The sequence below is a fragment of the Pseudomonas rhizophila genome (assembly GCF_003033885.1).
Taxonomy (GTDB): domain Bacteria; phylum Pseudomonadota; class Gammaproteobacteria; order Pseudomonadales; family Pseudomonadaceae; genus Aquipseudomonas; species Aquipseudomonas rhizophila.
Window position 1 is genome coordinate 225,672 of record NZ_CP024081.1, and the last position, 26,807, is coordinate 252,478.

Below are 26,807 nucleotides of genomic sequence, written 5' to 3' on the forward strand. Positions count from 1 at the left end.
TGATGACTGAATCGAACGACACGCCTGTCCTCCCGGAAGAAGGCGAAGAGCGCCAACACCGCCGCATCAAGAGTTTCGTGATGCGCGCCGGGCGCATGACCGAAGGCCAGCAACGCGGCCTGGAACAGGGCACGCCGCTGTTTGTCCTGCCCCTGGCCGATGCGCCGGTGGACTTTGACCAGGTGTTCGGCCGCTCGGCGCCGCGCTCGCTGGAAATCGGCTTCGGCATGGGCCACTCGCTGCTGGAAATGGCCGCCGCGGCGCCGGAACAGGATTTCATCGGTGTGGAAGTTCATCGTCCCGGTGTGGGCGCGCTACTCAACGGCGTACTGACCCAAGGACTGACCAACCTGCGGGTCTACGACTGCGACGCCATCGAAGTGCTCAACCGCTGTGTGGCCGACAACAGCCTCGACCGGCTGATGCTGTTCTTCCCGGACCCATGGCACAAGAGCCGCCATCACAAGCGCCGTATCGTCCAGGCGTCGTTCGCTGAGTTGGTGCGCAGCAAGTTGAAGGTCGGCGGTGTGCTGCACATGGCCACCGACTGGGAACCCTACGCCGAGTACATGCTGGAAGTGATGAACGTCGCCCCGGGTTACCGTAACCTGGCCGAAGACGGCAAGTGCGTACCGCGCCCGGCCGAACGACCGATCACCAAGTTCGAACGCCGTGGCGAACGCTTGGGGCATGGGGTTTGGGATTTGAAGTTCGAGAAGGTGGCTTAAACACCAGAAGATCCTGCTGAGATGGGATCCCCTGTGGGAGCGAGCTTGCTCGCGATGAGGCCATAACATTCAATATCAATGTTGACTGTCAGGCCGCCATCGCGAGCAAGCTCGCTCCCACATTTCGTTCTGTGCTACATCGAAAATCAGCGACGGTCAGCGACCACCCCAATCAACACCAGCACCACCAACAGCACCGGTGCCAGGCTGTAGTTGTTGAACTGGCTCAAGCCCCGGACGACCCACGGCGTGGCGTAGATCAAGGCCGCGCCGCTGCCGATCATGCACAGCAGGGCGATCAGCGGGACGCGCAAGGCCCCGGCAATATTGCCAAGGCGTTGTTCGACCCAGCCCTTGATGTCGGCACCAAACAGCACCAGCAGGCAGCCTACCAATGCCAGGGAGATTTCCGACAGGTTGCTGCGGCTCCAGCGGGACACGGTGGCGAGCAGGTCGAGTACCAGATCCATGGGGTTTCCTTGTGTGATTAGCTCAAAAATTTCTGCAACAGGTCATTGAGAAACAACTGTCCGCGCTCGGTGGCTGCCAGACGTGCCGGTTCGACCCGCAACAACCCGCTTTGTTCGGCCTCGCGTCGGCCTTCAGCCAGACTCTGCAAAGGCAGGCCGGTGCGTTCGGGGTAAAGCCGCGCGTCCACACCTTCGGTCAGGCGCAGCGCGTTCATCAGGAACTCGAAGGGCAGTTCTTCATTGCTCAGGGTTTTCTCGCCGGCCAGGAAGCGTTTGGCTGGGTTGAGGTAGTCCTTGGGCAGGCGGGTTTTCCAGGTGCGCACAATACGCCCGTCCGGATGGCTGAGCTTGCCGTGGGCGCCCGCGCCGATGCCGATGAAGTCGCCGAAACTCCAGTAATTGAGGTTATGCCGCGCCGGTCGCCCGGGCTGGGCGTAGGCCGAGACTTCGTATTGGCTGTAGCCATGTTCGGCCAGCAACGCTTGCCCGGCTTCCTGGATGTCCCACAGCGTGTCGTCCTCCGGCAAGGTCGGCGGCTGGTTCCAGAACACCGTGTTTGGCTCCAGGGTCAACTGATACCAGGACAGATGCGTGGGCTTCAACGCAATGGCCTGGCGCAAGTCGCTCAAGGCGTCGTCCAGGGACTGATCGGGCAGGCCATGCATCAGGTCCAGGTTGAAGTTGTCGAACCCGGCCTGACGGGCCATGCCGGCGGCGCGCACAGCTTCGTCACCGTTATGAATCCGGCCCAAAGCCTTGAGCTTGGCTTCCTGAAAGCTCTGGATGCCAATGGATAGGCGATTGATGCCCAGTGCCCGGTAAGCGACAAATTTCTCTTGCTCGAAGGTCCCTGGGTTGGCTTCCAGGGTGATTTCAATGTCATAGGCGAAGGGGATTCGCGCCTCGACACCTTTGAGCAGCCGGCCCAGGGCCTGGGCGCTGAACAGGCTTGGAGTACCGCCGCCGAAAAAGATCGAGCTCAGTTCCCGGCCATACACCGCCTGCAGGTCCTGGTCGAGATCGGCCAGCAAGGCGTCGACGTATTCTTCTTCCGGCAACTGCGGGCTGGCGGCATGGGAATTGAAATCGCAATACGGGCATTTGCGTACACACCACGGAATGTGGATGTACAACGCCAAAGGCGGCAGCACTGGCAGCGGTGCCCGAGGCGTTTGCGCACCGCCATGGATCAGAGGTGCGGGGGACTCATCGATCATTGCAGGCCCAGGCGTTGGCGCAGCAAAGCCATGGCGCGGGCGCGGTGGCTCAGCTGGTTTTTTTCCACCGGGCCCAGTTCGGCGCTGGAGCAGTTGCGCTCTGGCACCCAGAACAGCGGATCGTAGCCAAAACCGTGCTCGCCGCTGGCTTCGGTGAGAATGCGCCCGTGCCACAAGCCTTCGCAGAGGATCGGCAGTGGATCGTCGGCATGACGGACGAGGGCCAGGACGCAGACGAACTGTGCGCCGCGCTCGGCTTCGGGCACATCCTTGAGGGCCTCGAGCAGCTTGGCGTTGTTCGCCGCGTCGCCTTTGCCATCGGCGTAGCGGGCTGAATAGATGCCCGGCGCACCGCCGAGAAAGTCCACCGCCAGCCCGGAGTCGTCGGCCAGCGCCGGCAGGCCGGAAATGCGCGCGGCGTTGCGGGCCTTGAGGATGGCGTTCTCGACGAACGACAGGCCGGTTTCTTCAGGTTCGACTTGGCTGAACTCGCCAATCGAGCGCAGTTGCACCGACCCGCCGAGCATGGCCTGGAGTTCCTTGAGTTTGCCGGCGTTGTGGCTGGCCAGTACGAGTTGGGTGAAATTCATCATTCGCCGGGGAACAGTTCCTGGTTGAAGTTGAGGGTGTTGATCTTATCGCCCGTTTTCACCTGGATGTTGAAGGTGCGGGTTTCCTGCTGTTTCACCGGGTATTGGGCGATGTAATAGGTCGCGTTGGGTTCGGCCACCTCCTTGAAGTTCAGCGTGACACTGCTGCTGGTAAGGTCCTTGACTGTCCCGCTGACCTCGGCCTTCAAGGGTTTACCATCCTTGAGTACCGAAACGTTGATCACGCCCTGGGTCTTGTCGCGGATCAATCCGGCGGCGTCGGCAATATCCGGCGTCAGGAAGGTGGAATTGAAGGTGTTGTAGTGCACGGTGATGTCGCCGAACACTTCCTTGCGATCGCTCTTGATGACATCCGCGGCCATGGCTCCGGCGCTCAGGCAGGCGGTAATGAGAAACAACGCTAGACGTTTCATGTCGTGCTCCTGGTAAGGCCGGGGTTCACACCGCGACCTGATGATCGGCAAGGCCTGGGCTGCTGACCCGATAGATGCCTATTTCACCTAACAGATTAGGCCATAGCTTGCTGGCCCACCCGTGGCGGTGCTGCTGGTCCACCGCCAGGCGATCGATGACCTTTGCTTGGCGTTCGCGGCACAACGCCTCAAAATCCTCGAAGGTGCAGAAGTGGATGTTCGGCGTGTTGTACCAGGTGTAGGGCAGAAACTCCGACACCGGCATGCGGCCCTTGCTCGCCAGGTACCAGCGGCAGCGCCAGTGACCGAAGTTGGGGAAGGTGATGATGCACTGGCGCCCGACCCGCAGCATTTCGTCGAGGATCTTGTCCGGGTAGTGCACCGCTTGCAGCGCCTGGGTCATGACCACGATGTCGAAGCTGTTGCTGGCGAAGTTGCCCAGGCCCTTGTCCAAGTCCTGCTCGATCACGTTGATGCCCTTGGCCACACACTCGGCGATGTTGTCCGGGTCGTTTTCCAGGCCGTAGCCGGTGACTTGCTTGTGGTCGCGCAGCCAGGTCAGCAGTTCGCCGTTGCCGCAGCCCAGGTCGAGCACGCGGCTGCCGGCGGGGATCCATTCCTGGATGATGTCCAGATCGGCTCTCATGGCGTCCTCACAGCGTTATACGGTTCATGTAGTTGCCGAACGCCTGCAGGTAGCGCGGGATCGGGATCAGAAAGGCGTCGTGACCCTGGGGCGCGTCGATTTCCAGGTAGCAGACGTCCTTGCGGGCAGCCATCAGCGCGTCCACCAGCTCCCGTGAGCGGGCCGGGGAGAAGCGCCAGTCGGTGGTGAACGACATCACGCAGAACCTGGCGGTGGCGCCTGCAAAGGTTTTTGCCAGGTCATCGTCGAAGTTCGCCGCCGGATCGAAGTAGTCCAGGGCTTTCGTCATCAACAGGTAGGTGTTGGCATCGAAGCGTCCGGAGAATTCTTCGCCCTGGTAGCGCAGGTAGCTTTCCACCTGGAATTCGACGCTGTGGAAGTCGTAGTTGAGCTTTTCGCTCTTGAGACCGCGGCCGAATTTCTCGCCCATGGAATCATCGGACAGGTAGGTGATATGCCCGACCATCCGCGCCAGCATCAGCCCGCGCTTGGGAATCACGCCGTGTTCCTGGAACGAGCCGCCGTGGAATTCCGGATCGGTGAGGATCGCCTGGCGCGCCACTTCGTTGAAGGCGATGTTCTGCGCCGACAGCTTGGGGGCAGAGGCGATTGCCAGGCAGTGGCGCACACGGTCCGGGTAAGTGATGGTCCATTGCAGGGCTTGCATGCCGCCCAGGCTGCCGCCGATCACTGCGGCCCACTGGGCGATACCGAGGCGGTCCGCCAGGCGTGCCTGACTGTGGACCCAGTCTTCCACGGTCAGCACCGGAAAGTCGGCGCCGAAGGGCTTGCCGGTGTCCGGGTTGACGCTGCTGGGGCCGGTGGAGCCGTTGCAGCCGCCGAGGTTGTTCAGGCTGACCACGAAGAACTTGTTGGTGTCGATGGGCTTGCCCGGGCCGATGCAACTGTCCCACCAGCCCGGCTTGCGGTCGTCGACACTGTGATAGCCGGCGGCGTGGTGATGCCCCGACAAGGCATGGCAGATCAGCACGGCATTGCTCGCCGTGGCATTGAGGGTGCCGTAGGTTTCGAAAATCAGGTCATAGGCTGGCAACGAACGACCGCAGGCCAGGGCCAGGGGCTCGCTGAAATGCGCCATTTGCGGCGTCACCAGACCAACGGAATCGGGGGGAAAGGCAGCTGGCATCGACCCTGCTCTCGTTGAAATGAGGCGTAAGTCTAAAGACCGCTGTGGCAAGCGGCAAGCAAAGGGCGGAGCTGATTGTCCGCCGCTTTACCCGTGGCGAGGGAGCTTGCTCCCGCTGGGGCGCGAAGCGGCCCTGAAAGCTGCTGCCCGTGACTGTCCGGGATACGGTGGCGCCCGCTTTGGGGCTGCTTTGCAGCCCAGCGGGAGCAAGCTCCCTCGCCACAGGAAAGGCTGCAGCGTTTTAGATCAGCAACCGCAGGATTTCCGGCATCATGGTCATCGCCGCCAGGTTGTTGATCACCAGCATGTCGATCAGCTTGAGCACCAGGAACGCCAGGATCGGCGAGATATCCAGGCCGCCGAGGTTCGGCACGATGCGGCGGAACGGTGCCAGCGCCGGCTCGCAGATCTGGTTCACCAGTTCGGCGCCCGGGTTGTGGCTGCCGGGAGCGACCCAGGACAGGATCACGCTGATGATCAGGGCGAAGAAGAAAATCTTCAGGAACAGCGCGGTCACGCCAATGATCGACCAGATCAGCAGTTGCAGCGGGTTGCCGGTGGTGCCGTAGGTCAGCAGCAGGGTCAGGGCCATCAGCGCCAGTTGCACGATGATTGCCAGTACCAGCGACGACATGTCCAGGCCGAACACGCTCGGAATGATCCGGCGCAGTGGCTTGAGCAATGGCTGGGTGGCCTTGACGATGAACTGGCACAGCGGGTTGTAGAAGTTGGCGCGCACCAGTTGCAGCACAAAGCGCAGCAGTACGATCAGCAGGTACAGGCTGCCGAGGGTTTGCAGCACGTAGACCGCTGCAGTGTTCAATCCGATCATGAATGGCTCCTTATTGGCCCAGTTGTTCGGCCATTTCGGCCGAGCGGTGCGCGGCGGCGCCGAGTGCTTTTTCCACCAGGGCTTCGAAGCCCCCGGCCTGGAACGATTTTATGGCGGCTTCGGTGGTGCCTGCTGGCGAAGTCACCCGGCGCCGCAGTTCGGCCGCATCGACATCGCTGGACACTGCCATGTGGGCGGCGCCCAGGGCGGTCTGCAACGTCAGTTTGGCGGCGGTTTCGCGCGGCAGGCCGAGTTTTTCACCGGCGGCGGTCATGGCTTCGATCAGCAGGAAAAAGTATGCCGGGCCCGAGCCGGACACGGCCGTCACCGCATCCAGTTGCTGCTCGGTTTCCAGCCACAGTGCCAGGCCTACGGCCGAGAGCAGCTCTTCGGCCTGCTGGCGCTGTTCGGCGGTCACTTGTGCGGTCGCGAACAGCCCACTGACGCCCTGGCGCAGCAGCGCCGGGGTGTTGGGCATGCAGCGCACGATCGGCTGGGACCCGAGCCAGTTGTTCATGCTGGCGCAGGTAATGCCGGCGGCGATCGACACCACCATCTGATGGGGTTTGAGGCTTGGACGAATGGCCTCGCAAACAGTTTTCATCGCCTGTGGCTTGACCGCCAGCACGACGACGTCCGCGCCCTCGATGGCCTGGGCGTTGTCGGCGAACGTTTCGATGCCGTGCTCTGTGCTCACCCGGGCGCGAGTCTCGGCCCCCGGATCGCTGGCGCGGATCTGCGAAGCGTCCAGACCCTTGGCCCGCAGGCCGCCGATCAGGCTGGCGGCCATGTTGCCGGCGCCGATGAAGGCAATACGTGTGTTGCTCATGACAGGTCCTTGATTAGAGAGTTGAGTCAGCATGGCGTACGGCTAGCTACGGCTATAGTCGCGCGCACCAAACAGCGCGGTACCGATCCGCACCCAGGTGGCGCCCTGGGCAATGGCCGACTCGAGGTCATGGCTCATGCCCATGGAAAGGGTGTCCAGCGGTAGCTTCAGATCGGCTTGCAAGCGTTGAACCGCTGCGAAGGCGGCATCCTGGGCGGCACGCTCCTCGGTCGGTTCGGGAATCGCCATCAACCCACGCAGCTTCAGGCGTGGCAACGCGCTGATGGCGCTGGCCAGAGCGGGCAGGTCCGCCGCGGTGCAGCCGGATTTGCTGTCTTCACCGCTGACGTTGACCTGGATGCAGATATTCAGCGGCGGTAGGTCGGCCGGGCGCTGCTCGGACAGGCGTTGTGCAATTTTCAAACGATCCACGGAATGCACCCAGTCGAAATGTTCGGCGATAGCGCGCGTCTTGTTCGATTGAATGGGGCCGATGAAGTGCCAGATCAAGGGCAGGTCGGTCAGTTCGGCCTGTTTGCCCAGCGCCTCCTGCAGATAGTTCTCGCCAAAGTCCCGCAGGCCGGCGGCATAGGCTTCACGCAGGGCCTGGGCGGGCTTGGTCTTGCTCACCGCCAGCAGCTGCACGCTGTGTTCGTCGCGGTGGGCGGCTTGTTCGGCTGCGCGGATACGCGATCTAACCTGAGCAATGTTGTCTGCTATCGTGGACATTAAAGAAGCGCCAGCGGTGAGGTTCGCGGCATTCTACTGGAATTGAGGAGCGCTATGGATATCACTGAGCTACTGGCGTTCAGCGCCAAACAGGGCGCATCGGACCTGCACTTGTCCGCCGGGCTGCCGCCGATGATCCGTGTCGATGGCGATGTGAGGCGGATCAACCTGCCGGCCCTGGACCACAAGCAGGTCCATGAGCTGATCTACGACATCATGAACGACCGGCAGCGGGTAGATTACGAGAAGTTTCTGGAAACCGACTTTTCCTTCGACGTGCCGGGCGTCGCACGGTTCCGGGTCAATGCGTTCAACCAGAATCGCGGTGCAGGTGCGGTGTTCCGGACCATCCCGTCGAAAGTCCTGACCATGGAAGACCTGGGGATGGGCGATGTGTTTCGCAAGGTGACCGAGGCGCCTCGCGGGCTGGTGTTGGTGACCGGGCCGACCGGCTCCGGCAAGTCCACCACCCTGGCGGCGATGATCGACTACCTCAACACCCACAAACACCATCACATCCTCACCATCGAAGATCCCATCGAGTTTGTCCACGAGCCGCGCAAATGCCTGATCAACCAGCGCGAAGTGCACCGCGACACCCAAAGTTTCTCCACGGCCCTGCGCTCAGCCCTGCGCGAAGACCCGGACGTGATTCTGGTGGGGGAGATGCGTGACCTGGAGACCATCCGCCTGGCCCTGACCGCCGCCGAAACCGGTCACCTAGTGTTTGGCACCTTGCACACCACCTCGGCGGCCAAGACCATCGACCGGGTGGTGGACGTGTTCCCGGGGGATGAGAAATCCATGGTCCGCTCGATGTTGTCCGAATCCTTGCAGGCGGTGATTTCACAGACGCTGGTCAAGAAGATTGGCGGCGGCCGGGTCGCGGCTCATGAAATCATGCTGGGAACGTCGGCGATCCGTAACCTGATCCGCGAGGACAAGGTGGCACAGATGTACTCGGCGATCCAGACCGGTGGGTCGCTGGGGATGCAGACATTGGATATGTGTTTGAAGGATTTGCTGAACAAGGGGCTGATCAGCCGCGAGCATGCGCGGGAGCGGGCGCGTACGCCGGATAACTTCTGAGGATCGGCCACAAAACCTCCTGTGGGAGCGAGCTTGCTCGCGATAGCGTTGGATCAGCCAACATTGAAGTTGACGGATGTACCGCTATCGCGAGCAGGCTCGCTCCCACAGTTTGCTTGAACTGGCAAATGTGCCACTTTCAAATCAGCGCTGAACCAGCTGCATCCCTTTCGGCTCTTTGGGCAGCACCCGCTTGGCAAGGACGTAGTGGCTGTTCCAGTACGGCTTGTTCAAGGTGTCGATGGTCACCGACTTGCCACGGCGCGGGGCGTGGATGAAGCGGTCATTGCCCAGGTAGATGGCCACGTGGTTGACCCGGCGGCTCTTGAGCTTGAAGAAGATCAGATCGCCGGGCTTGAGGTCCTTGCGATCGACCTTCTGGCCGTGACCGCTGGCCATCGCATTGGAAGTGCGCGGCAGGTCGAAGGTGGCATCGTTGAAGGCGTACTTCACCAGGCCGCTGCAATCGAAACCTTTGCTTGGGCTACTGCCGCCCCAACGGTAAGGTGTTCCCAGTACGTTCACGGCACGGCTCAAGACGTTGCTGCTTGTCTTGGCGGTCATGACCGGAACCAGCTTGCTATTGGCGGTGCTCAAACGCTGGGCGTTTCGCTTGTTCTTGCTCGAAGGAGCAGAAACATGAGATTTGGGGGTGTAGCCGTTGACGTTGGGAAGACGTTGCTCACGATTGGTGGCGTGGGCGGCCAGGGGCAATAATAGGCAAATGGTTAGCCATGTCTTGATAAATGGACGCATTAGGCAGGGCTCTTGAAGGTAAGCGCGCAACTTTATAACAGCTTTTTTTACTGTTCCGAGGCCGTTTGTCGAATCGCAACCCAGGTGAAACCTGCATAATTGCGACATATTGACCTGATTGTCTGACAGAACCCAGACAGCACGGGGGTTTACCGGGTTCCTGACGCTGGAGACCGCTTGTCGGCAATCCATAAAAAAGTCACAAATAATCCGAACAAATTTATCTATCGAGGCAAAAGAGGCGATTCATGAACAGCTATCAGCAGGACGCTTTACGCGATACCCACAGCAAAGTGATCGGCTATCTCTTGTGGATTTTCGGCTTTACCGGCGCCCACCGCTTCTACTACGGCAAGCCGGTCACCGGCACGATCTGGTTTTTCACCTTCGGCCTGTTGGGCATCGGCTGGCTGATCGACCTGTTCCTGATTCCGGCCATGGATCGGGAGGCCGATCTGCGCTTCACCCCGGGTCCCCTCGAGTACAGCGTGGCGTGGATTCTGCTGACGTTTCTCGGTGTGCTGGGTGTGCACCGCATGTACCAGGGCAAATGGCTCACCGGCATCCTTTACCTGCTGACTGGCGGGGTGTTTTTCCTGGGGGTGCTGTATGACTTCTGGACGCTGAACGATCAGGTCTCGATTCGCAATGCGCAGAAGCGCGGGGCTTTTCACTAAGACCGAGTCGCCTGCATCGCGAGCAGGCTCGCTCCCACACTGGATCAAGGTGTTCACAGGTTATGTGTTCACCGAAGATCCCTGTGGGAGCGAGCCTGCTCGCGATAAGAGCGACGCGATGTCAGGCCTGGTGAGTAATCCGCCCATCCATCAGCGTATAACGCACCACCCCCGGCAAACTGTGGCCAAGGAACGGGCAGTTGTCACCCTTGGAGCGCCAGGCTTCACCCGCCACAGTGGACGCCGCCGGGTCGAACAGCACCAAGTCCGCCGCCGCGCCCACTGCCAGTTTACCCACCGGTAATTGCAGCGCGTCGGCCGGGCCGTTGCTCAGGCGTGCGAGCAGGGTCGGCAGGTCCAGCAATCCGTCTTCCACCAGTGTCATGGCCAGTGGCAGCAACAGTTCGACACTGCTGATGCCCGGTTCCGTGGCGCCGAATGGTGCCAGCTTGGCATCGCGCTCGTGGGGCTGGTGATGGCTGGAGATGGCCGAGATCACCCCGGACTTCACAGCCTCGCGCAAGCCATCGCGGTCGGCGCGGGTGCGCAGCGGCGGCTGGACGTGATAGACGCTGTTGAAGTCGATCAGCGCTTCGTCGGTCAGGATCAGTTGGTACAGCGCTACATCGGCGGTGACGGGCAGGCCGCGAGCCTGGGCCTGGGCGATCAGTGCGGCGCCGCGGGCGCTGGTCAACTGGCTGAAGTGTGCGCGCACGCCGCTTTGTTCCACCAGCAGCAGGTCCCGGGCCAGGGCCACGGTTTCGGCGGTTTCCGGAATGCCTGGCAGGCCGAGGAAACTGGCGGTCGGGCCTTCGTGGGCCAGCCCACCTTCAGCCAGATCGTGATCCTGGGAGTTGAAGATCACCGTCAGGCCGAAGGTCGCAGCGTATTCCAGGGCGCGGCACAGGGTGCGGGTATTGCGAAAACTGTTCAGACCATTGCCGAACGCCACGCAACCGGCGTCGCGTAGCGCAATGAGTTCTGCCAGTTGCTCGCCATCGAGGCCTTTGCTCAAGGCGCCGATAGGGAAGACCTTGGTGTTGCCGGCTTCGCGGGCGCGATCGAGGATCAGCTCGGCCACGGCCGAGGTGTCCAGTACCGGCTTGGTCTGTGGCGGGCAGCACAAACTGGTCACGCCACCGGCGGCGGCAGCCTGGGTTTCGCTGACGATACTGCCTTTGCGGCTGTAACCGGGTTCGCGCAGGGCGACGTTCAGGTCCACCAGGCCAGGGGCGGCCACCAGGCCTTGGGCGTTGAGGGTATCAACGGCGGTAAAACCGGCTGGAGCGGCGCCAAGGGCGACAATTTTGCAGGCATCGATATGGATGTCAGTCACTTGATCCAGGCCGCTGGCCGGATCGATCACGCGTGCGCCGAGAATGCTGAGCTTCACTGGGCGTTCTCCTGGTCGAATTGGCGCTGGGCCGTTTGCCCGCTCATGGCCATGGACAGCACGGCCATACGGATGGCGATGCCGTAGGTCACCTGGTTGAGGATCACCGAATGTGGTCCGTCGGCCACTGCCGACTCGATCTCCACCCCGCGGTTGATCGGCCCCGGGTGCATGACGATGGCGTCCGGCTTGGCCCCGGCCAGGCGCGCGGTGGTCAGGCCGAACAGGCGGTAGAACTCGCCTTCGCTCGGCAGCAGGCCGCCGGTCATGCGTTCGCGCTGCAGGCGCAGCATGATCACCACGTCCACGTCCTTGAGGCCTTCGGTCATGTCGGTGTAGACCTTCACGCCATACTGCTCGACGCCAATGGGCAGCAGGGTTTTCGGCGCGATCACGCGGATGTCCGGGCAGCCGAGGGTCTTGAGGGCGAGCATGTTCGAACGGGCCACCCGCGAGTGCAGGATGTCGCCGACGATAGCCACCGACAGGTTCTCGAAGCTGCCCTTGTGCCGACGGATGGTCAGCATGTCCAGCATGCCCTGGGTTGGGTGGGCGTGACGGCCGTCGCCGCCGTTGATGATCGCCACTTGCGGGCATACATGCTCGGCAATGAAATGCGCCGCGCCGGAATCACCGTGACGCACGACGAACATGTCGGCCGCCATGGCCTCGAGGTTGCGCAAGGTGTCGAGCAGGGTTTCGCCCTTGCTCGCCGAGGAGGTGGACACGTTCAGGGTGATCACGTCCGCCGACAGTCGCTGGGCCGCCAGTTCGAAGGTGGTGCGGGTGCGGGTGGAGTTTTCGAAGAACACGTTGCACACGGTCTTGCCGCGCAGCAACGGGACTTTCTTGACCGCCCGGGCCCCGACTTCGAGGAACGAATCGGCGGTGTCGAGGATTTCCGTCAGCAGCTCGCGGCGCAGGCCGTCGAGGGACAGGAAGTGCCGCAGCTGGCCCTGATCGTTGAGCTGTAGCGCTCGCTTGGTTTCGAGAGGCGTCATCGCAATGGACTCTTACAAGGGCAGTTAAAGGGCAAGGTCTTGCAGTTCGAGTTGCAGCGGCGCGGGGCCGGACAGCTTGACTCGCTCGTGGGCGGCCAGCGTCAGCGTCGCGCCGACCACGTTCGGGCGGATCGGCAGCTCGGCGGCGTCCAGGTCCAGCAGGCACACCAGGGTCACGCTGGCGGGGCGGCCATAATCGAACAGTTCGTTCATGGCGGCGCGGATGGTCCGGCCGCTCATCAGCACATCGTCGATCAGTACCAGATGCTGGCCTTCAATCTCGAACGGCAGGGCCGAAGGGCGCACTTGCGGGTGCAGGCCGTTCTGGCTGAAGTCGTCGCGGTAGAACGACACATCGAGGGTGCCCAGCGGCGCATCGCTGCCCAGTTCTTCGAGCAAGGCCTGGGCGACCCAGACGCCACCGGTGCGAATGCCGATGTAGCGCGGTTCGCTGATGCCGCGTTGTTCCAGATGCGCCGTGAGACGAATCGCCATCTGGCTGATCAGTTCGGCGGGATTGGGCAGGCTCATGCTGGCTCCTTCAGGTTCCCGGGCCGGTGGTCAGAGGCCCGGTTTATCGCTAAAAGAAAGCGCCCTGGCGGCGCTTTCAAAAAAATCAGGTTTCGAACAGGGCGGCGTTGGCGTCGAGCCAGCCTTGCAGCAGCAGGGCGGCCGCGATGGCGTCTACCGGGTTGTCGCGGTAACTGCCTTTCTGCCCGCCACGTACCAGGCGTTCGCCCTTGGCCTCGAACGTGGTCAGACGCTCGTCGTGGGTATAGAAAGGCAGGTTGTAGCGGCCGTTGAGCCTGCGGGCGAATTTCTCCGCGCGAACGCACATGTCGCTGGGCGTGCCGTCCATGTTCAGCGGCAGGCCGACCACCACGGCGTCGGGTTTCCACTCCTTGATCAGGGCTTCGACCTGGTTCCAGTCGGGAACGCCGTTCTGCGCCTTCAGGGTGCACAGCTCGCGGGCCTGGCCGGTAATCACCTGGCCGACCGCCACGCCGATCTGTTTGGTGCCGTAATCGAAGCCCAGCAGCAAGCGCAGGGCCATCAGGCGTGTCCTGCCTGGCTGGTGAGCAGACTGAGGTTGACCCCCAACCGGCTGGCCGCCGCTTCCAGGCGCAGTTCGCTGCTGGTGTTGAACAGGATGTCGGCGTCGAACGGGCAGGTCAGCCAGGCGTTATCGGCCAGCTCGGCTTCCAGTTGCCCGGCTTCCCAACCGGCATAGCCTAGGGCGATCAGGCTTTTTTCCGGGCCTACGCCGTCGGCAATGGCGAACAGCACATCCTGGGAGGTGGACAGCGATACGCCATCCAGGTCCACGGTGGCCTGGTAGGACGGCCCCGTCGGGTGGAGCACGAAGCCTCGGTCGGTCTGCACCGGGCCGCCGATGAAAATCGGGACGTGCTGGCACAAGAGTGGCGGTTCTACATCCGGGCGCAACTGCTCAAGAATGTCCGCCAGGTTCAGTTCCTGCGGCCGATTGATCACCAGCCCCATGGCCCCATTGGCCGTGTGCTCGACGATGTAGGTCAAGGTGTGGGCAAAGTTCGGATCGGCCATGTGTGGCATGGCAATCAGGAAGTGATGCTTGAGGTAGGTGGGGCTGACGTTTTTCATAGGCGCTAGTGTGGCGGCGCAGGGGCGAACTGACAAGCTGGGGATGTGCAGCAAATGCCGGAGACTGTCACGAAACCCTTGTGGGAGCGAGCCTGCTCGCGATGCGGTGTGTCAGGCGACATCATGCTGGATGTTCGATTGCTATCGCGAGCAGGCTCGCTCCCACAAGGGGATGGGGTCAGTTGCTGGAGAGACGATCGCCCCGGGCGAACTTCCAGGTGCGGATGATTTCCAGGCGGTCGATGTCCGACAGGTCCCCGGTAAACGGTGCGAACGGCGCGGCCAGGCGCACGATCCGCTGGGCGGCCTGATCCAGCAATGGCTGGCCGGAGGACTCCAGCACCAGCACTTCATACAACGAGCCGTCGCGGTTGATCGAGACCAGCAGCCGCAAGTTGCCATAGATCTGCTTGCGCCGGGCTTCGTCGGGGTAGTTGAGATTGCCGATGCGCTCGACTTTCTTGCGCCACTCATCTTTGTACCAGGCGCCCTTGTCGCGCATGGTCGAGGCGGCGCTCAGGCGGTGGATACGCGGGCGTTTGGCATACAACTGCTGTTCCTGGGCCAGCTCGGCTTCCAGGCTGGCGATGTCGCTGGACAGTTGGGCGCTATCGAAGGTGGGCACCGGGGCCTTGGGTTTGGGGTCGGGCCTGACCTCTTCCTTGACCGGGGCTTTTTTCGGCTTCGGCGCCACGGTGGTCACGGCTGCCTTGGGCGCCGTCTCCCGGACTTCGGGCTTGGCCGCTGGCGGCGGTGTGACCTTCTGCACTTTATTGTCCTGGAATGGCGCGATCTGGGTGGTCTTGGGCGTCGCCTTTTTTTCCAGGGTGCCACTGCCTTGCTGGTTTTCCTGGGCGAGGAAGTCCGCTTTTTGTGGCTTGGCTTCGCTTTTGAAGGTGGCCAGGGTGATTTCCAGGGTCTGGCTGATCTGTTTGGGTTCTACCGTGGCAAACCCGACGCCCAGCAGCAGTGCCAAGTGGATCAATGCCGCCAGGAACAGGGTAAAACCGAGACGATCAGCCGGGCGCACGCCGCGATGGGCGAGCTCTTGGGGCAGATCGGACGGGAGGGTCATGGCAAGGAAACCAACATCGCGTTTTTTTCAGGCCGGGCATGATAACGCAATGTGGGTTTCCTTCAGCAGGATCTGGATCAACGAGCCTTGAGCTTCTGATCGATGGCATCCATCAGCATCGCGCCGATGTCGGTGCCGAAGGCGTTGTCGATCTCGCGGATGCAGGTCGGGCTGGTGACGTTGATTTCCGTCAGGTGCTCGCCGATCACGTCCAGGCCCACGAACAGCAGACCTTTCTCCCGCAGGGTCGGGCCGACCTGGGCCGCGATCCAGCGGTCCTTTTCAGTCAACGGACGCGCCTCGCCACGCCCGCCGGCCGCCAGGTTGCCGCGGGTTTCGCCGGCCGCGGGAATGCGCGCCAGGCAATAGTCCACCGGTTCGCCGTCGATCATCAGGATGCGCTTGTCGCCATCGACGATGGCCGGCAGGTAACCCTGGATCATGATCTGCTGCTGACCGTGCAGGGTCAGGGTTTCGAGGATCACTGACAGGTTGGGGTGGCCGGCGGTGTGACGGAAAATCGAGGAGCCGCCCATGCCGTCCAGGGGCTTGAGGATCACGTCGCCGTGATGGTCGGCGAATTCACGCAGCACGTCCGGGCGACGGCTGACGATGGTGGGCGGCGTGCATTGCGGGAACAGCGTGGCGAACAGCTTTTCGTTGCAGTCGCGCAGGCTCTGGGGTTTGTTGACCACCAGCACACCGGCGTTTTCGGCCTGTTCCAGCAGGTAGGTGGAATACACGAACTCCATGTCGAAAGGCGGATCCTTGCGCATGAGGATCACGTCCAGGTCGCTGAGCAGCGCATCGCGTTCGGTACCCAGCTCAAACCATTTTTCGGGGTTGGCGAAGACGTTCAGCGGCTTCATCCGTGCCCGCGCCTGGCCTTCGGCCTGGTAGAGGTCGCGCTGCTCCATGTAGAACAGCTCCCAGCCGCGCTTCTGAGCGGCCAGCAGCATGGCCAGCGAGCTATCCTTTTTATAGGAAATGCTGGCGATAGGGTCCATGACAATGCCGACGCGTACGCTCATGGCTTGGTTCCTCGAAAATTGATGGGCACAAATGGTGTGAAAAAGTGGCGTCAGAGTGGCGCCCGGAAGATTGGCGGTCAAGGAAAAACCACTGTACCGAGCGGCCGATAGATCGGCGATGGAGACTGTGCTAAAAAGGCTGGCATGTGACGTGCGGGCCTTGAACATCAAGGGTTTGCGCTGTCGTTCACACTTACGCGTTAAAAACCGGTTTGCAGTGGCAATGGCAGAGCATCTTACGCAGCAGCAACCCAGCGCCTTGAAGGTCATGGTCATCGACGACTCGAAGACCATCCGCCGCACCGCCGAGACCTTGTTGCGCAACGTGGGTTGCGAGGTCATCACGGCGGTCGATGGCTTCGATGCCCTGGCCAAGATCGCCGACCATCATCCGGGCATTATCTTTGTCGACATCATGATGCCGCGCCTGGACGGTTACCAGACTTGTGCCCTGATCAAGAACAACAGCGTTTTCAAGGCCACGCCGGTGATCATGTTGTCGTCCCGGGACGGTTTGTTCGACAAGGCCAAGGGGCGCATTGTCGGCTCCGATCAGTTTTTGACCAAGCCTTTCAGCAAGGAAGAACTGCTGGGCGCGATACGGGCTCATGTTCCGGGCTTTGCCGCTGTCCAGCCGCACCAGGCACATTAATGACACTCGGCCATCGGGCCTGGGGTCAACGAAAAATGGGGAACACCATGGCACGAATTCTGATCGTCGATGATTCGCCGACCGAAATGTACAAACTGACCGGCATGCTGGAAAAGCACGGCCACCAGGTCCTGAAGGCCGAAAACGGCGCCGACGGCGTGGCCCTGGCTCGCCAGGAAAAGCCCGACGCGGTCCTGATGGATATCGTCATGCCCGGCCTCAACGGTTTCCAGGCCACGCGCCAGTTGACCAAGGATCCGGACACCGGGCACATCCCGGTGATCATCATCACCACCAAGGACCAGGACACCGACAAGGTCTGGGGCACTCGCCAAGGCGCGAAGGACTACCTGACCAAACCGGTGGACGAAGAAACCCTGATCAAGACCCTGAACAACGTGCTGGCGGGTTGATGACACGGCCATGAGCCAATCCCTGACCGCTTTCGAACTGCTCCTGCAGATCGACCGGCGTTGCCGGCTGCTGGGGGCGGACCTGCCGTCACAACCGACCCACGGCGACAGCTGGAGCGGCATCGGTTTTCGCCTCGGCGAACACTGGTACGTGGCGCCCATGGGCGAAGTCAGCGAAGTGCTGCACGAGCCGCGCTACACACATTTGCCCGGGGTCAAGCCATGGGTTCGTGGTGTGGCTAATCTGCGCGGGCGCTTATTGCCGTTGATGGATTTGTGCGGTTTCTTCGGCCATGAGCTGTCGAGCGTGCGCAAGCAGCGGCGGGTGCTGGTGGTGGATCATGACGAGGTCTTTACCGGGTTGCTGGTGGATGAAGTCCTCGGATTGCAGCATTTTGCCCAGGACAGCCTGGAGCCGACGCTGATGGACGACCTTGACGGCCCGGAGTCGGCCTTCGTCAAGGGCCGGTTTCGCGGCGAACGGCAGTGGCAGGTGTTCAGCCCGTTTGCGCTGACGCGCTCGCCGGGGTTCATGGATGTAGCTGTTTGACGAGATGCCACACGGTCCCTTGTAGGAACGAGCCAGTGGGAGCAAAGCTTGCTCGCGATGGCGGCGCCTCGGTTGGCGGGAAACCGTGTTGTTTTCATCGCAGGCAAGCCTTGCTCCCACAGAGTCACACTGATTGAGCAGGCTGCACTACAAGGGCTTGCTTACAGTTGGCAGTGGTGAGTGGGTTGGATTGGGCAGTACAGGCGAGAACCGATGAGCAAAGCAAATACAGGTAAGCCTCTGGAAGCGTCGCGCAGTCGTTCGCAGATCATCGTGCTGTTCGTCGCGCTGATTGTCTTCATCATGCTGCTGTTCGCCAACTTCGCTTACCTCAACACCCAGTCCAACTACGACAAGCAGTACATCGGCCACGCCGGTGAGTTGCGGGTGCTGTCCCAGCGCATCGCGAAGAACGCCACCGAGGCGGCCGCCGGCAAGGCCGCGGCGTTCAAGTTGCTGAGCGAGGCGCGCAATGATTTCGCCCAGCGCTGGGCCTACCTGAAGCAAGGCGACCCGGTGACCGGCCTGCCACCGGCACCTGCTGCCCTGCGCCCGCAGATGCGTGCCGTACAGCTGGACTGGGAACGCCTGCTCAAGAACACCGATGCCATCCTGTCCAGCGAACAGACTGTGCTGTCGCTGCATCAGGTGGCGGCGACCCTCGCCGAAACCGTGCCGCAATTGCAGGTCGAGTACGAAAAGGTCGTCGAAATTCTCCTGCAGCGCGGCGCGCCCGCCGCGCAGGTCGCCATGGCCCAGCGCCAGTCGTTGCTGGCCGAACGGATTCTCGGGGCGGTGAACACCGTGCTGGCGGGGGATGAAAACGCCAGTCAGGCCGCCGATACCTTTGGCCGCGATGCCGCACGTTTTGGTCAGGTGCTCAATGGCATGTCGCAAGGTGACCCGGCCTTGAAGATCTCCCAAGTACAGGACCGCGATGCCCGGGCTCGCCTGAGTGAGATCAGCGAACTCTTCGAATTCGTCTCCGGCTCGGTGGACGAAATCCTCGAAACCTCTCCTGAGCTGTTCAAGGTCCGCGAGTCGGCAGGCAACATCTTCAACCTGTCGCAAACCTTGCTGGACGAAGCGTCGCACCTGGCCACCGCGTTCGAAAACCTGGCCGGCGGGCGTTCCGCAAACGCCATCGGTGGTTATGTGCTGGGTCTGTTGGCGCTGATGTCGATCATCCTGATCGGGCTGGTGATGGTCCGCGAAACCAACCGGCAGTTGCGTGAAACCGCAGAAAAGAATGAGCGCAACCAGAACGCGATCATGCGTCTGCTGGACGAGATCGAAGACCTGGCCGATGGCGACCTGACCGTGACCGCCTCGGTTACCGAAGACTTTACCGGCACCATCGCCGATTCCATCAACTATTCGGTGGACCAACTGCGTGACCTTGTGGCCACCATCAACCTCACCGCCGGCCAGGTCGCCGCTGCGGTGCAGGAAACCCAGGCTACGGCGATGCACCTGGCGCAGGCTTCCGAACATCAGGCCCAGCAGATATCCGAAGCTTCGACTTCAATCAATGAAATGGCCCAGTCCATCGATCAGGTCTCGGCCAATGCCGCCGAGTCGTCGGCGGTGGCCGAGCGCTCCGTGGAGATCGCCAACAAAGGCAACGAGGTGGTGCACAACACCATTCATGGCATGGACAACATTCGCGAGCAGATCCAGGACACGGCCAAGCGCATCAAGCGCCTGGGGGAGTCGTCTCAGGAAATCGGCGACATTGTCAGCCTGATCGATGACATTGCCGACCAGACCAACATCCTGGCCCTCAACGCCGCTATCCAGGCGTCCATGGCCGGTGACGCCGGGCGCGGGTTCGCGGTGGTGGCCGATGAAGTGCAGCGGCTGGCGGAGCGCTCTTCGGCGGCGACCCGGCAGATCGAGACCCTGGTGCGGGCGATTCAGGCTGACACCAACGAGGCGGTGATTTCCATGGAACAGACCACCACCGAAGTGGTGCGCGGCGCCCGACTGGCCCAGGATGCCGGGGTGGCCCTGGAAGAAATCGAAGGCGTGTCCAAGACCCTGGCGGCGCTGATCCAGAGCATTTCCAACGCGGCGCAGCAACAGACCACGTCGGCGGGGCAGATTTCCTTGACCATGAACGTGATCCAGCAGATCACCACGCAAACCTCTTCCGGCTCCACCGCCACCGCCGAGAGCATCGGCAACCTGGCGAAAATGGCCAGTCAGCTGCGTCGTTCGGTGTCGGGGTTTACTTTGCCGGCGGCGGCTGCGGCGGATGAGAACAAGGCGTAACTGGCTGGATCTGTATATTGAGAAGGGTCATGTGGCGAGGAAGCTTTTGTGGCGAGGGGATTTATCCCCGCTGGACTGCGAAGCAGTCCCAAAATAGCCAGTCTGGGACATAGATGTTGGATTCTGCATTGCAGGGGGCCGCTTCGCAGCCCAGCGGGGATAAATCCCCTCGCCACAAGGGCTGATGTTCCTGCGTCTTAGACTGTTGATTTGGAGTGGTTATGGGTGATCGGCACGACTATGTGGCCCTGGAATGGGTCAAGGGCGAGATTGCCGAAACGCTGAAGCAGGCCCATCTGGCGCTCAATCGCCTGGTGGACGACCCGCAGGCGGCGGATGCCCTCGCGCATTGCCTGGCGTGCATTCATCAGGTGCACGGCGGCCTGCAGATGGTCGAGTTCTATGGTGCGGCGCTGCTGGCCGAGGAGATGGAACAGCTGTGCGTCGCCCTGCAGGACAACCGCATCGCCCATCGCGACGAAGCCATCAGTCTGTTGAGCCAGGCCCTTGGGCAGTTGCCGATCTATCTGGACCGCATCCAAGGTGCCCGCCGCGATCTGCCGTTGGTGGTGCTGCCATTGATCAATGATTTGCGCAGCGCCCGGGGCGAGAGCCTGTTGTCGGAGACCAGCCTGTTCAGTCCAGAGTTACCGCTGATCGCGCCGCTCAGTGACGAGGCCTTGAAGCGACTCGAACCGCCTGACCTGCCCAACACCTTGCGCAAACTGCGCCAGACCCTGCAAGTGGCCCTGGTGGGGCTGTTGCGCGAACAGGACGACGCCACCCATCTCGGCTATCTGGCCAAGGTCTTCCACCGCCTGGAAGGGCTGTGCGCCGCCGCACCGCTCAATGCGCTGTGGCAGGTGGCGTCGGCCCTGGTCGAAGGCATGCGCGAGGGGCGTATCGCCAATAGCCCGGCCCTGCGCAGCTTATTCAAGGAAGCGGACAAGGAACTCAAGCGCCTGTTGGACCAGGGCCTGCAAGGCATCAATCAACCGGCGCCGCCACAGTTGCTGACGAGTTTGTTGTTCTATATTGCCAAGGCCGAACATCCCAGCGGGCAGATGCAGATCATGAAAGAACGCTACTCACTGGACGACGCGCTGCCCGACAGCGCCATGGTCGACGAAGAACGCGCACGCCTGGCCGGACCGGACCGCGATGCCATGCGCTCGGTGCTCGCCGCACTCTGCGAAGAGCTGGTGCGGGTCAAGGAGCGGCTCGACCTGTTCGTGCGCAGTGACCGCCAGCACGCCTCGGAGCTGGACAGCCTGCTGGCGCCCCTGCGACAGATCGCCGACACCCTGGCGGTGCTCGGCTTCGGTCAGCCGCGAAAAGTGATCATCGATCAATTGGCGGTGGTCCTGAGCCTCGCCCAAGGTCATCGCGAGCCGGATGACGCGACGCTCATGGATGTCGCCGGGGCCTTGCTCTACGTCGAGGCCACTCTGGCCGGCATGGTCGGCACCGTCGAGCCCGAGAGCCCTGAAGACAGCCACCTGCCCACCACAGACCTGACCCAGATCCACCAGATTGTTATCAAGGAAGCCCACACCTGCCTGCAACAGGCCAAGGACATGATCGTCGACTACATCGACGCCGACTGGAACAGCGAACAACTGCAAGCGCTACCGGCGTTGCTGACCCAGGTGCGCGGCGCGCTGGCGATGATCCCCTTGAGCCGCGCCGCCAGCCTTGTGGAGGCGTGCAATGGTTTCATTCGCGAGCATCTGCTGTTGGATCACGCCCAGCCGGGCTGGGAAGAGCTCGATCACCTGGCCGACGTAATCACCGGCCTCGAATATTACCTGGAACGTTTGAGCGAAGACCCGGAAACGCCCGGCGAACCCTTGTTGGACGTGGTCGAGCGCAGCTTGGGTGCCCTCGGTTATTTCCCCGACGAAGCCCGGGTGCCGTTGCTTGACGATGTGCTGAGCCCGAACGAGGCCCAGGTCATGCAGGACTTGCAGGAGCTGGATGACCCGCAGACCGTGCAGTCCTTGGCCCAAATGCTGGCCAGCCCGGTCTCGGCGGTCAACCCGCCGGCCCGGAGCACGCCGGGTAGCCTGTTGCCGCCGCCGTTGGACGAGCATCCGGTGGACGACGAGCTGCGCGAGGTCTTCCTTGAAGAAGCCGACGAGGTACTCGACGTTTTGCGCGAATACCTGCCGCGCTGGGCCGCTCACCCTGACGACCATGGCGCCCTGGCCGAATTGCGCAGGGCCTTCCATACCCTCAAGGGCAGCGGTCGGATGGTGCGGGCGCTGGTCTTGGGAGAGCTGGCCTGGGCTGTGGAAAACCTGCTCAACCGGGTGCTGGAGCGCAGTGTTGAGCCGGGTGCTGCGGTCCGGCAGTTGCTCGATGACACGGTGCAGTTGCTACCGGCCCTGGTGAGCGAGTTTGCAGACAACCGCCAGCGTCAGCGCAACGATGTCGACCGTCTGGCGGCCCGTGCCCATGCGCTGGCAAAGGGCGTCGATGACGATGAAGACGCCCAGGATGTCGCCGCCCTTGACCCGTTGTTGCTGAAGATATTCGACAACGAAGCCCAGGGTCACCTTGCCAGCCTCAATCGCTTTCTCGACCAGGCCGCCGAACACTTGCCGCTGCAGGCCAACGACGAATTGCAGCGAGCCTTGCATACCCTCAAGGGCAGCGCATCAATGGCCGGCGTGTTGCCGATTGCCGAGCTGGCCGGCGCGATGGACCAGTTGGCCCGGGAATACAAGGCGCACCTGATCGCCCTCGACCTTGATGAAACTGAATTGCTGCTGGAGGCCGAGGGCCTGTTGCGCCTGGGCTTGCGTCAGTTGCACGGTGACCCCCTGGCGCCGATCCCCGGCGCAGAAGAGCTGATCCAGCGAACCCAAACGCTGCTGGCCGAGCGCCTGCAAACGGCCCTCAGTGCACCGGACAAAGGCTTGCGGACCAAGCGCGATCCCCAACTGATCAACAACTTCCTCGCCCAGGGCATGGACATCCTGCTCGATGCCGAAAACCTGTTGCGCCGTTGGCAGCAGCACCCCGGCGAAGGCCAGGAACTCAGTGCACTGCTGGACGAGCTGACCACCCTCGGCGAAGGCGCGCACTTGGCCGACTTGCACCCGGTGGACGAGCTCTGTGAAGCCTTGCTCGATCTCTATGGCGCAGTGGAGGAAAGCAGCCTGGCAGTCAGCGACGTGTTTTTCCAGGAAGCGCAGCGCGCCCATGAAGCCTTGATCGATATGCTCGATGAATTGGCCGCCGGGCAACACGTGCACTCGCAGCCCGAGCGGGTGCAGGCCCTGCGCGGCTTGCTCCAAGAGAGCCTGGACCCATCCGCCACCGGCCTGATCCGCAGCGATGGCAGCCGCACCCTGAGCATCCGCGAACTGGGTAACGCGACAGCGGAACTGCAGCGCAGCGCCCCTGCTGAGACCTCAGTGGACGACGACATTGCCTCGATCTTCCTCGAAGAGGCGCAGGACATCCTCGAAAGCGCCGCCCAGGCCCTGCAACGTTGGCTGGCCGACCCGGACAACGCAGCGCCGCTGTCCTCGTTGCAACGCGACTTGCACACCCTCAAGGGCGGCGCACGAATGGCCGATATCCGGCCGGTGAGCGACCTGGCCCAGGAGCTGGAAAATCTCTACGAAGGGCTGGTGGACCGCCGTTACAGCCACAGCGAGGAACTCGAGCAACTGCTCAGCAGCAGTCACGAACGCCTCGATCTGCTGCTCGGGCAGTTGCAGCAGGGCCAGCCGTTGGGCGATCCCGTTGCGCTGATCGACGCCATTCGCCGGTTCCGTCAGGACAAGCCGAACCCAATCGATTCGGCAGGGGCGATCCAGGGCGAGGGGGCCGGACATGACCCGGAGCTGCTGGAAATCTTCCTCGAAGAAGGTTTCGACATTCTCGACAGCGCAGGCTCAGCGCTGCTGCGCTGGCAGGACGAACCATCGAACCGTCAGGCCCTGGAAACGCTGTTGCGGGATTTGCACACCCTCAAGGGTGGAGCGCGGATGGTGGAAATCGTCCCCATCGGCGACCTGGCCCATGAGCTGGAAAATCTCTATGAAGGCTTGTCGGCGGGGCTGCTCCAACCGACTCCAGCGCTGTTCGCCTTGCTGCAAAGCAGCCACGACCGGCTGGCGCAGATGCTCGATGCGGTACGCGCCGGCCACCCCTGCCCCGTTGCCGACCGGCTGATCGCGCAGATCCAGGCGGTAAATCATCCGCAGGACAGCGAGACGCCCAAAGTCGTCCCCGCGCCGGAACCGGCCCCGACCCCGCCGCCTGCGCCCACAAGGCCTGAGACCGGCACCCCGAGCGACGGCGCGGACATGGTCAAGGTCTCCGCCGAACTGCTTGACGACCTGGTGAACCTGGCTGGGGAAACCTCGATTTTCCGTGGGCGTATCGAACAGCAGGTCAACGACGCGCGCGTGGCCCTGGGCGAGATGGAAACCACCATCGAGCGCATGCGCGACCAGTTGCGCCGTCTTGATACCGAAACCCAGGGCCGGATCCTCAGTCGCCAGCAGGTCGAGGCCGAGCGCCTTGGCTACGAAGAATTCGACCCGCTGGAGATGGACCGGCATTCCCAGTTGCAGCAATTGTCCCGGGCGCTGTTCGAATCGGCCTCGGACTTGCTCGATCTCAAGGAAACCCTCGAACGCAGCAATCACGACGCTGAGAACCTGCTGCAACAGCAGGGGCGGGTCAATACCGAACTTCAGGAAGGGTTGATGCGCACGCGCATGGTGCCGTTCGAGCGCATGTTGCCGCGCCTCAAACGCATCGTGCGGCAAGTGGCGCAGGAGTTGGGCAAGGACGTGGAGTTCGTGGTTGGCAATGCTGAAGGCGAAATGGACCGTAGCGTGCTGGAGCGCATGGCCGCGCCCTTGGAGCATATGCTGCGCAACGCCGTCGACCACGGCCTGGAGCCAGCCGACGTGCGCATCGCTGCCGGGAAACCGGCCCGGGGGCGCATCAGCCTCGACCTGTCCCGGGAAGGTGGCGACATCATTTTCGACATTCGCGACGACGGCGCCGGCGTGCCGCTGGAGGCGGTGCGCAGCAAGGCGATCAAGCGTGGTCTGCTGGCACCGGACAGCGACATCAGCGACCGCGACGTGCTGCAATTCATCTTGCAGCCGGGCTTTTCCACCGCCGAAAAAATCACCCAGATTTCCGGGCGCGGCGTCGGCATGGACGTGGTCCATGAAGAGGTGCGGCAACTGGGTGGCAGTATGGTCATCGACTCTACGCCGGGGCAGGGCGTGCATTTCCGCATTCGCCTGCCGTTTACCGTGGCGGTCAACCGGGCGTTGATGGTGCAATGTCACGAAGACCAGTACGCGATCCCACTGAACACCATCGAAAGTATCGTCCGGGTGTTGCCCGCTGAACTGGATGGCTATTACCAGCTCGACCCGCCGACCTACACCTACGCCGGGCAACGCTATGAGCTGTGCTACCTGGGTGAGCTATTGAAAACCGGCGCTCGCCCGAAACTGTTGGGCCAGAGCCAACCGTTGCCGGTGCTGCTGATGCAATGCAGCGAGCGGCATATCGCGGTGCAAGTGGACGCTACCGCTGGGACCCGGGAGATCGTGGTCAAGAGCCTCGGCCCGCAATTTTCGGCGGTGCAGGGCTTGTCGGGGGCGACGATCCTGGGCGATGGCCGGGTGGTGTTGATTCTCGACCTGTTGGCGCCGATCCGCGCCTTGCCTCATCAGGTCCCACGCCGCCCGGCAGCGGCGCAAGGCGAGGGCGAACACCCGCGAGCATTGCTGGTGCTGGTGGTGGACGACTCGGTGACGGTCCGCAAGGTCACCAGCCGCCTGCTGGAGCGCCACGGCATGCACGTGCTCACCGCCAAGGATGGCGTGGATGCCATGGCGCTGCTGGCCGAACACTCCCCCGACCTGATGTTGCTGGACATCGAAATGCCGCGCATGGACGGCTTCGAAGTGGCCACGCAAGTACGCAATGACCCGCGCCTGGCCCACCTGCCGATCATCATGATCACCTCCCGCACCGGCCAGAAACACCGCGACCGCGCCATGGCCATCGGCGTCAACGACTACCTGGGCAAGCCGTACCAGGAATCGGTGCTGCTCGACAGCATCGCCCGCTGGAGCAAAACCCATGCATGACCTTCACCCGCGTACCGGGCACATCACTGGGCTGCTGCTACCCCTGGCCGACCGGCACCTGATTTTACCCAACGTGGCCGTGGCCGAGCTGATCGACTACCAGAGCAGCGCGTTCGATATGGACACTCCGCCGTGGTTCCTGGGTTGGGTGAGCTGGCGCGAACGGCAAATCCCGTTGCTGAGTTTCGAGTCGGCCTGCGGCCAGAAAACCGTGATCGGCGAGCGTGCGCGCATCGTCGTGCTCAATGCACTGGGCGGGCGCCCGGAGTTGCGGTTCATTGCGCTGCTGGTCCAGGGTATCCCGCGTTCCTACAAACTCGACACCCAGCTGAGCTACGTCGATGTACCGCTGTGTGGGCTGGAACAGGCGGCGGTACAAGTGGGCGAGCATGTGGCGAAGGTGCCGGATTTGTTGGCCCTGGAAGAGTTGGTCGTTGCCTCGGGGTTGGCAAAAAGCTAGGTCAGACACGGTACCTGTGGGGGCGGGCTTGCTCGCGAAGTCGGGCTGATA

26 protein-coding genes are annotated in these 26,807 nt (G+C 62.5%); 9 read left to right on the forward strand and 17 right to left on the reverse strand.

Features of this window, described 5'->3' with window-relative positions; translation table 11 throughout:
• The first annotated feature begins 2 nt into the window (after window positions 1–2).
• Complete coding sequence (gene trmB / locus CRX69_RS01065; RefSeq protein ID WP_047226017.1) at window positions 3–728, forward strand: tRNA (guanosine(46)-N7)-methyltransferase TrmB; 726 nt, start codon at window positions 3–5, stop codon at window positions 726–728.
• A 146-nt stretch (window positions 729–874) separates the two neighbouring features.
• Here trmB and CRX69_RS01075 read toward each other — a convergent pair whose 3' ends face one another.
• From CRX69_RS01075 to CRX69_RS01115, 9 genes are all read right to left on the reverse strand, one after another.
• On the reverse strand, window positions 875–1,198 hold the full coding sequence (locus tag CRX69_RS01075) for a DUF3392 domain-containing protein (RefSeq protein ID WP_047226016.1): 324 nt from the start codon (window positions 1,196–1,198) through the stop codon (window positions 875–877).
• Between the two features lie 17 nt (window positions 1,199–1,215).
• Window positions 1,216–2,415, reverse strand: coding sequence for a radical SAM family heme chaperone HemW (gene hemW, locus CRX69_RS01080; protein WP_107321398.1), 1,200 nt, complete (start codon window positions 2,413–2,415; stop codon window positions 1,216–1,218).
• Entirely contained in the window at window positions 2,412–3,008 is a 597-nt protein-coding gene (gene rdgB, locus CRX69_RS01085) for an RdgB/HAM1 family non-canonical purine NTP pyrophosphatase (protein ID WP_047226014.1), read from the reverse strand. The genes hemW and rdgB overlap by 4 nt, the downstream gene beginning before the upstream one ends.
• On the reverse strand, window positions 3,005–3,439 hold the full coding sequence (locus CRX69_RS01090; protein WP_047226013.1) for a DUF4426 domain-containing protein: 435 nt from the start codon (window positions 3,437–3,439) through the stop codon (window positions 3,005–3,007). Before CRX69_RS01090 ends, rdgB begins: the two co-directional genes overlap by 4 nt.
• 25 nt (window positions 3,440–3,464) lie before the next feature.
• A complete protein-coding gene (gene metW, locus CRX69_RS01095; RefSeq protein WP_047226012.1) occupies window positions 3,465–4,085 on the reverse strand; it encodes a methionine biosynthesis protein MetW in 621 nt (206 codons plus the stop codon).
• Window positions 4,086–4,092: 7 nt separating this feature from the next.
• A complete protein-coding gene (gene metX / locus CRX69_RS01100; protein ID WP_047226011.1) occupies window positions 4,093–5,232 on the reverse strand; it encodes a homoserine O-succinyltransferase MetX in 1,140 nt (379 codons plus the stop codon).
• Between the two features lie 241 nt (window positions 5,233–5,473).
• Entirely contained in the window at window positions 5,474–6,064 is a 591-nt protein-coding gene (locus CRX69_RS01105) for a YggT family protein (RefSeq protein ID WP_047226010.1), read from the reverse strand.
• A 10-nt stretch (window positions 6,065–6,074) separates the two neighbouring features.
• Window positions 6,075–6,893 carry a pyrroline-5-carboxylate reductase gene (proC, locus tag CRX69_RS01110; protein WP_047226009.1) on the reverse strand — a complete coding sequence of 273 codons (819 nt, stop codon included), beginning with the start codon at window positions 6,891–6,893 and terminating at the stop codon, window positions 6,075–6,077.
• Window positions 6,894–6,935: 42 nt separating this feature from the next.
• The gene (locus CRX69_RS01115) at window positions 6,936–7,622 is read right to left on the reverse strand and encodes a YggS family pyridoxal phosphate-dependent enzyme (RefSeq protein WP_047226008.1); all 687 of its coding nucleotides are present in this window, start codon (window positions 7,620–7,622) and stop codon (window positions 6,936–6,938) included.
• A gap of 54 nt (window positions 7,623–7,676) precedes the next feature.
• Here CRX69_RS01115 and CRX69_RS01120 point away from each other — a divergent pair, with 54 nt between their 5' ends.
• On the forward strand, window positions 7,677–8,711 hold the full coding sequence (locus tag CRX69_RS01120; protein ID WP_107321399.1) for a type IV pilus twitching motility protein PilT: 1,035 nt from the start codon (window positions 7,677–7,679) through the stop codon (window positions 8,709–8,711).
• A 144-nt stretch (window positions 8,712–8,855) separates the two neighbouring features.
• Here CRX69_RS01120 and CRX69_RS01125 read toward each other — a convergent pair whose 3' ends face one another.
• Window positions 8,856–9,467, reverse strand: coding sequence for a C40 family peptidase (locus tag CRX69_RS01125; RefSeq protein ID WP_047226006.1), 612 nt, complete (start codon window positions 9,465–9,467; stop codon window positions 8,856–8,858).
• Window positions 9,468–9,715: 248 nt separating this feature from the next.
• Here CRX69_RS01125 and CRX69_RS01130 point away from each other — a divergent pair, with 248 nt between their 5' ends.
• On the forward strand, window positions 9,716–10,144 hold the full coding sequence (locus tag CRX69_RS01130) for an NINE protein (RefSeq protein WP_047226005.1): 429 nt from the start codon (window positions 9,716–9,718) through the stop codon (window positions 10,142–10,144).
• 121 nt (window positions 10,145–10,265) lie between these two features.
• Here the strand turns inward: CRX69_RS01130 and CRX69_RS01135 are convergent, their stop codons facing one another.
• The 7 genes from CRX69_RS01135 to gshB form a co-directional block, all read right to left on the reverse strand.
• On the reverse strand, window positions 10,266–11,537 hold the full coding sequence (locus tag CRX69_RS01135; protein ID WP_076383024.1) for a dihydroorotase: 1,272 nt from the start codon (window positions 11,535–11,537) through the stop codon (window positions 10,266–10,268).
• The gene (locus CRX69_RS01140) at window positions 11,534–12,538 is read right to left on the reverse strand and encodes an aspartate carbamoyltransferase catalytic subunit (RefSeq protein ID WP_047226003.1); all 1,005 of its coding nucleotides are present in this window, start codon (window positions 12,536–12,538) and stop codon (window positions 11,534–11,536) included. Before CRX69_RS01140 ends, CRX69_RS01135 begins: the two co-directional genes overlap by 4 nt.
• Before the next feature lie 24 nt (window positions 12,539–12,562).
• Window positions 12,563–13,069: a bifunctional pyr operon transcriptional regulator/uracil phosphoribosyltransferase PyrR gene (gene pyrR / locus CRX69_RS01145; protein WP_047226002.1), complete on the reverse strand. Its 507-nt coding sequence runs from the start codon at window positions 13,067–13,069 to the stop codon at window positions 12,563–12,565.
• 85 nt (window positions 13,070–13,154) lie between these two features.
• A complete protein-coding gene (gene ruvX / locus CRX69_RS01150; protein WP_092395470.1) occupies window positions 13,155–13,592 on the reverse strand; it encodes a Holliday junction resolvase RuvX in 438 nt (145 codons plus the stop codon).
• The gene (locus CRX69_RS01155; RefSeq protein ID WP_047226000.1) at window positions 13,592–14,161 is read right to left on the reverse strand and encodes a YqgE/AlgH family protein; all 570 of its coding nucleotides are present in this window, start codon (window positions 14,159–14,161) and stop codon (window positions 13,592–13,594) included. Before CRX69_RS01155 ends, ruvX begins: the two co-directional genes overlap by 1 nt.
• A 178-nt stretch (window positions 14,162–14,339) precedes the next feature.
• Window positions 14,340–15,236 (reverse strand): energy transducer TonB, encoded by an 897-nt coding sequence (locus CRX69_RS01160; protein ID WP_047225999.1) that lies wholly within the window; start codon window positions 15,234–15,236, stop codon window positions 14,340–14,342.
• A 77-nt stretch (window positions 15,237–15,313) separates the two neighbouring features.
• The gene (gene gshB, locus CRX69_RS01165) at window positions 15,314–16,267 is read right to left on the reverse strand and encodes a glutathione synthase (RefSeq protein WP_107321400.1); all 954 of its coding nucleotides are present in this window, start codon (window positions 16,265–16,267) and stop codon (window positions 15,314–15,316) included.
• A gap of 223 nt (window positions 16,268–16,490) precedes the next feature.
• Between gshB and CRX69_RS01170 the strand changes: the two genes are divergently transcribed.
• The 6 genes from CRX69_RS01170 to CRX69_RS01195 all read left to right on the forward strand — a co-directional run bounded on the left by CRX69_RS01170 (window position 16,491) and on the right by CRX69_RS01195 (window position 26,756).
• Window positions 16,491–16,919, forward strand: coding sequence for a response regulator (locus CRX69_RS01170; protein WP_047225997.1), 429 nt, complete (start codon window positions 16,491–16,493; stop codon window positions 16,917–16,919).
• A 47-nt stretch (window positions 16,920–16,966) separates the two neighbouring features.
• Window positions 16,967–17,332 (forward strand): twitching motility response regulator PilH, encoded by a 366-nt coding sequence (pilH, locus tag CRX69_RS01175; protein WP_047226188.1) that lies wholly within the window; start codon window positions 16,967–16,969, stop codon window positions 17,330–17,332.
• 10 nt (window positions 17,333–17,342) lie between these two features.
• Window positions 17,343–17,882, forward strand: coding sequence for a chemotaxis protein CheW (locus tag CRX69_RS01180; protein WP_047225996.1), 540 nt, complete (start codon window positions 17,343–17,345; stop codon window positions 17,880–17,882).
• A 213-nt stretch (window positions 17,883–18,095) separates the two neighbouring features.
• A complete protein-coding gene (locus tag CRX69_RS01185) occupies window positions 18,096–20,156 on the forward strand; it encodes a methyl-accepting chemotaxis protein (RefSeq protein WP_107321401.1) in 2,061 nt (686 codons plus the stop codon).
• 221 nt (window positions 20,157–20,377) lie between these two features.
• Window positions 20,378–26,296 (forward strand): Hpt domain-containing protein, encoded by a 5,919-nt coding sequence (locus CRX69_RS01190; protein WP_107321402.1) that lies wholly within the window; start codon window positions 20,378–20,380, stop codon window positions 26,294–26,296.
• On the forward strand, window positions 26,289–26,756 hold the full coding sequence (locus tag CRX69_RS01195) for a chemotaxis protein CheW (protein ID WP_047225993.1): 468 nt from the start codon (window positions 26,289–26,291) through the stop codon (window positions 26,754–26,756). The genes CRX69_RS01190 and CRX69_RS01195 overlap by 8 nt, the downstream gene beginning before the upstream one ends.
• The last annotated feature ends 51 nt before the right edge of the window (window positions 26,757–26,807 follow it).

Excerpts from the sequence above, each read along its gene's own strand:
- rdgB (WP_047226014.1), bottom strand. The coding sequence starts at position 3,008 with ATGATGAATTTCACCCAACTCGTACTGGCCAGCCACAACGCCGGCAAA.
- CRX69_RS01115 (WP_047226008.1), bottom strand. The coding sequence starts at position 7,622 with ATGTCCACGATAGCAGACAACATTGCTCAGGTTAGATCGCGTATCCGC.
- CRX69_RS01185 (WP_107321401.1), top strand. The coding sequence starts at position 18,096 with ATGAGCAAAGCAAATACAGGTAAGCCTCTGGAAGCGTCGCGCAGTCGT.
- CRX69_RS01195 (WP_047225993.1), top strand. The coding sequence starts at position 26,289 with ATGCATGACCTTCACCCGCGTACCGGGCACATCACTGGGCTGCTGCTA.
- hemW (WP_107321398.1), bottom strand. The coding sequence starts at position 2,415 with ATGATCGATGAGTCCCCCGCACCTCTGATCCATGGCGGTGCGCAAACG.
- CRX69_RS01105 (WP_047226010.1), bottom strand. The coding sequence starts at position 6,064 with ATGATCGGATTGAACACTGCAGCGGTCTACGTGCTGCAAACCCTCGGC.
- CRX69_RS01120 (WP_107321399.1), top strand. The coding sequence starts at position 7,677 with ATGGATATCACTGAGCTACTGGCGTTCAGCGCCAAACAGGGCGCATCG.
- CRX69_RS01130 (WP_047226005.1), top strand. The coding sequence starts at position 9,716 with ATGAACAGCTATCAGCAGGACGCTTTACGCGATACCCACAGCAAAGTG.
- pyrR (WP_047226002.1), bottom strand. The coding sequence starts at position 13,069 with ATGAGCCTGCCCAATCCCGCCGAACTGATCAGCCAGATGGCGATTCGT.
- metX (WP_047226011.1), bottom strand. The coding sequence starts at position 5,232 with ATGCCAGCTGCCTTTCCCCCCGATTCCGTTGGTCTGGTGACGCCGCAA.
- CRX69_RS01075 (WP_047226016.1), bottom strand. The coding sequence starts at position 1,198 with ATGGATCTGGTACTCGACCTGCTCGCCACCGTGTCCCGCTGGAGCCGC.
- CRX69_RS01190 (WP_107321402.1), top strand. The coding sequence starts at position 20,378 with ATGGGTGATCGGCACGACTATGTGGCCCTGGAATGGGTCAAGGGCGAG.
- pilH (WP_047226188.1), top strand. The coding sequence starts at position 16,967 with ATGGCACGAATTCTGATCGTCGATGATTCGCCGACCGAAATGTACAAA.
- gshB (WP_107321400.1), bottom strand. The coding sequence starts at position 16,267 with ATGAGCGTACGCGTCGGCATTGTCATGGACCCTATCGCCAGCATTTCC.
- CRX69_RS01170 (WP_047225997.1), top strand. The coding sequence starts at position 16,491 with ATGGCAGAGCATCTTACGCAGCAGCAACCCAGCGCCTTGAAGGTCATG.
- CRX69_RS01160 (WP_047225999.1), bottom strand. The coding sequence starts at position 15,236 with ATGACCCTCCCGTCCGATCTGCCCCAAGAGCTCGCCCATCGCGGCGTG.
- metW (WP_047226012.1), bottom strand. The coding sequence starts at position 4,085 with ATGAGAGCCGATCTGGACATCATCCAGGAATGGATCCCCGCCGGCAGC.
- CRX69_RS01155 (WP_047226000.1), bottom strand. The coding sequence starts at position 14,161 with ATGAAAAACGTCAGCCCCACCTACCTCAAGCATCACTTCCTGATTGCC.
- CRX69_RS01090 (WP_047226013.1), bottom strand. The coding sequence starts at position 3,439 with ATGAAACGTCTAGCGTTGTTTCTCATTACCGCCTGCCTGAGCGCCGGA.
- proC (WP_047226009.1), bottom strand. The coding sequence starts at position 6,893 with ATGAGCAACACACGTATTGCCTTCATCGGCGCCGGCAACATGGCCGCC.
- ruvX (WP_092395470.1), bottom strand. The coding sequence starts at position 13,592 with ATGGCCCTGCGCTTGCTGCTGGGCTTCGATTACGGCACCAAACAGATC.
- CRX69_RS01140 (WP_047226003.1), bottom strand. The coding sequence starts at position 12,538 with ATGACGCCTCTCGAAACCAAGCGAGCGCTACAGCTCAACGATCAGGGC.
- CRX69_RS01125 (WP_047226006.1), bottom strand. The coding sequence starts at position 9,467 with ATGCGTCCATTTATCAAGACATGGCTAACCATTTGCCTATTATTGCCC.
- trmB (WP_047226017.1), top strand. The coding sequence starts at position 3 with ATGACTGAATCGAACGACACGCCTGTCCTCCCGGAAGAAGGCGAAGAG.
- CRX69_RS01180 (WP_047225996.1), top strand. The coding sequence starts at position 17,343 with ATGAGCCAATCCCTGACCGCTTTCGAACTGCTCCTGCAGATCGACCGG.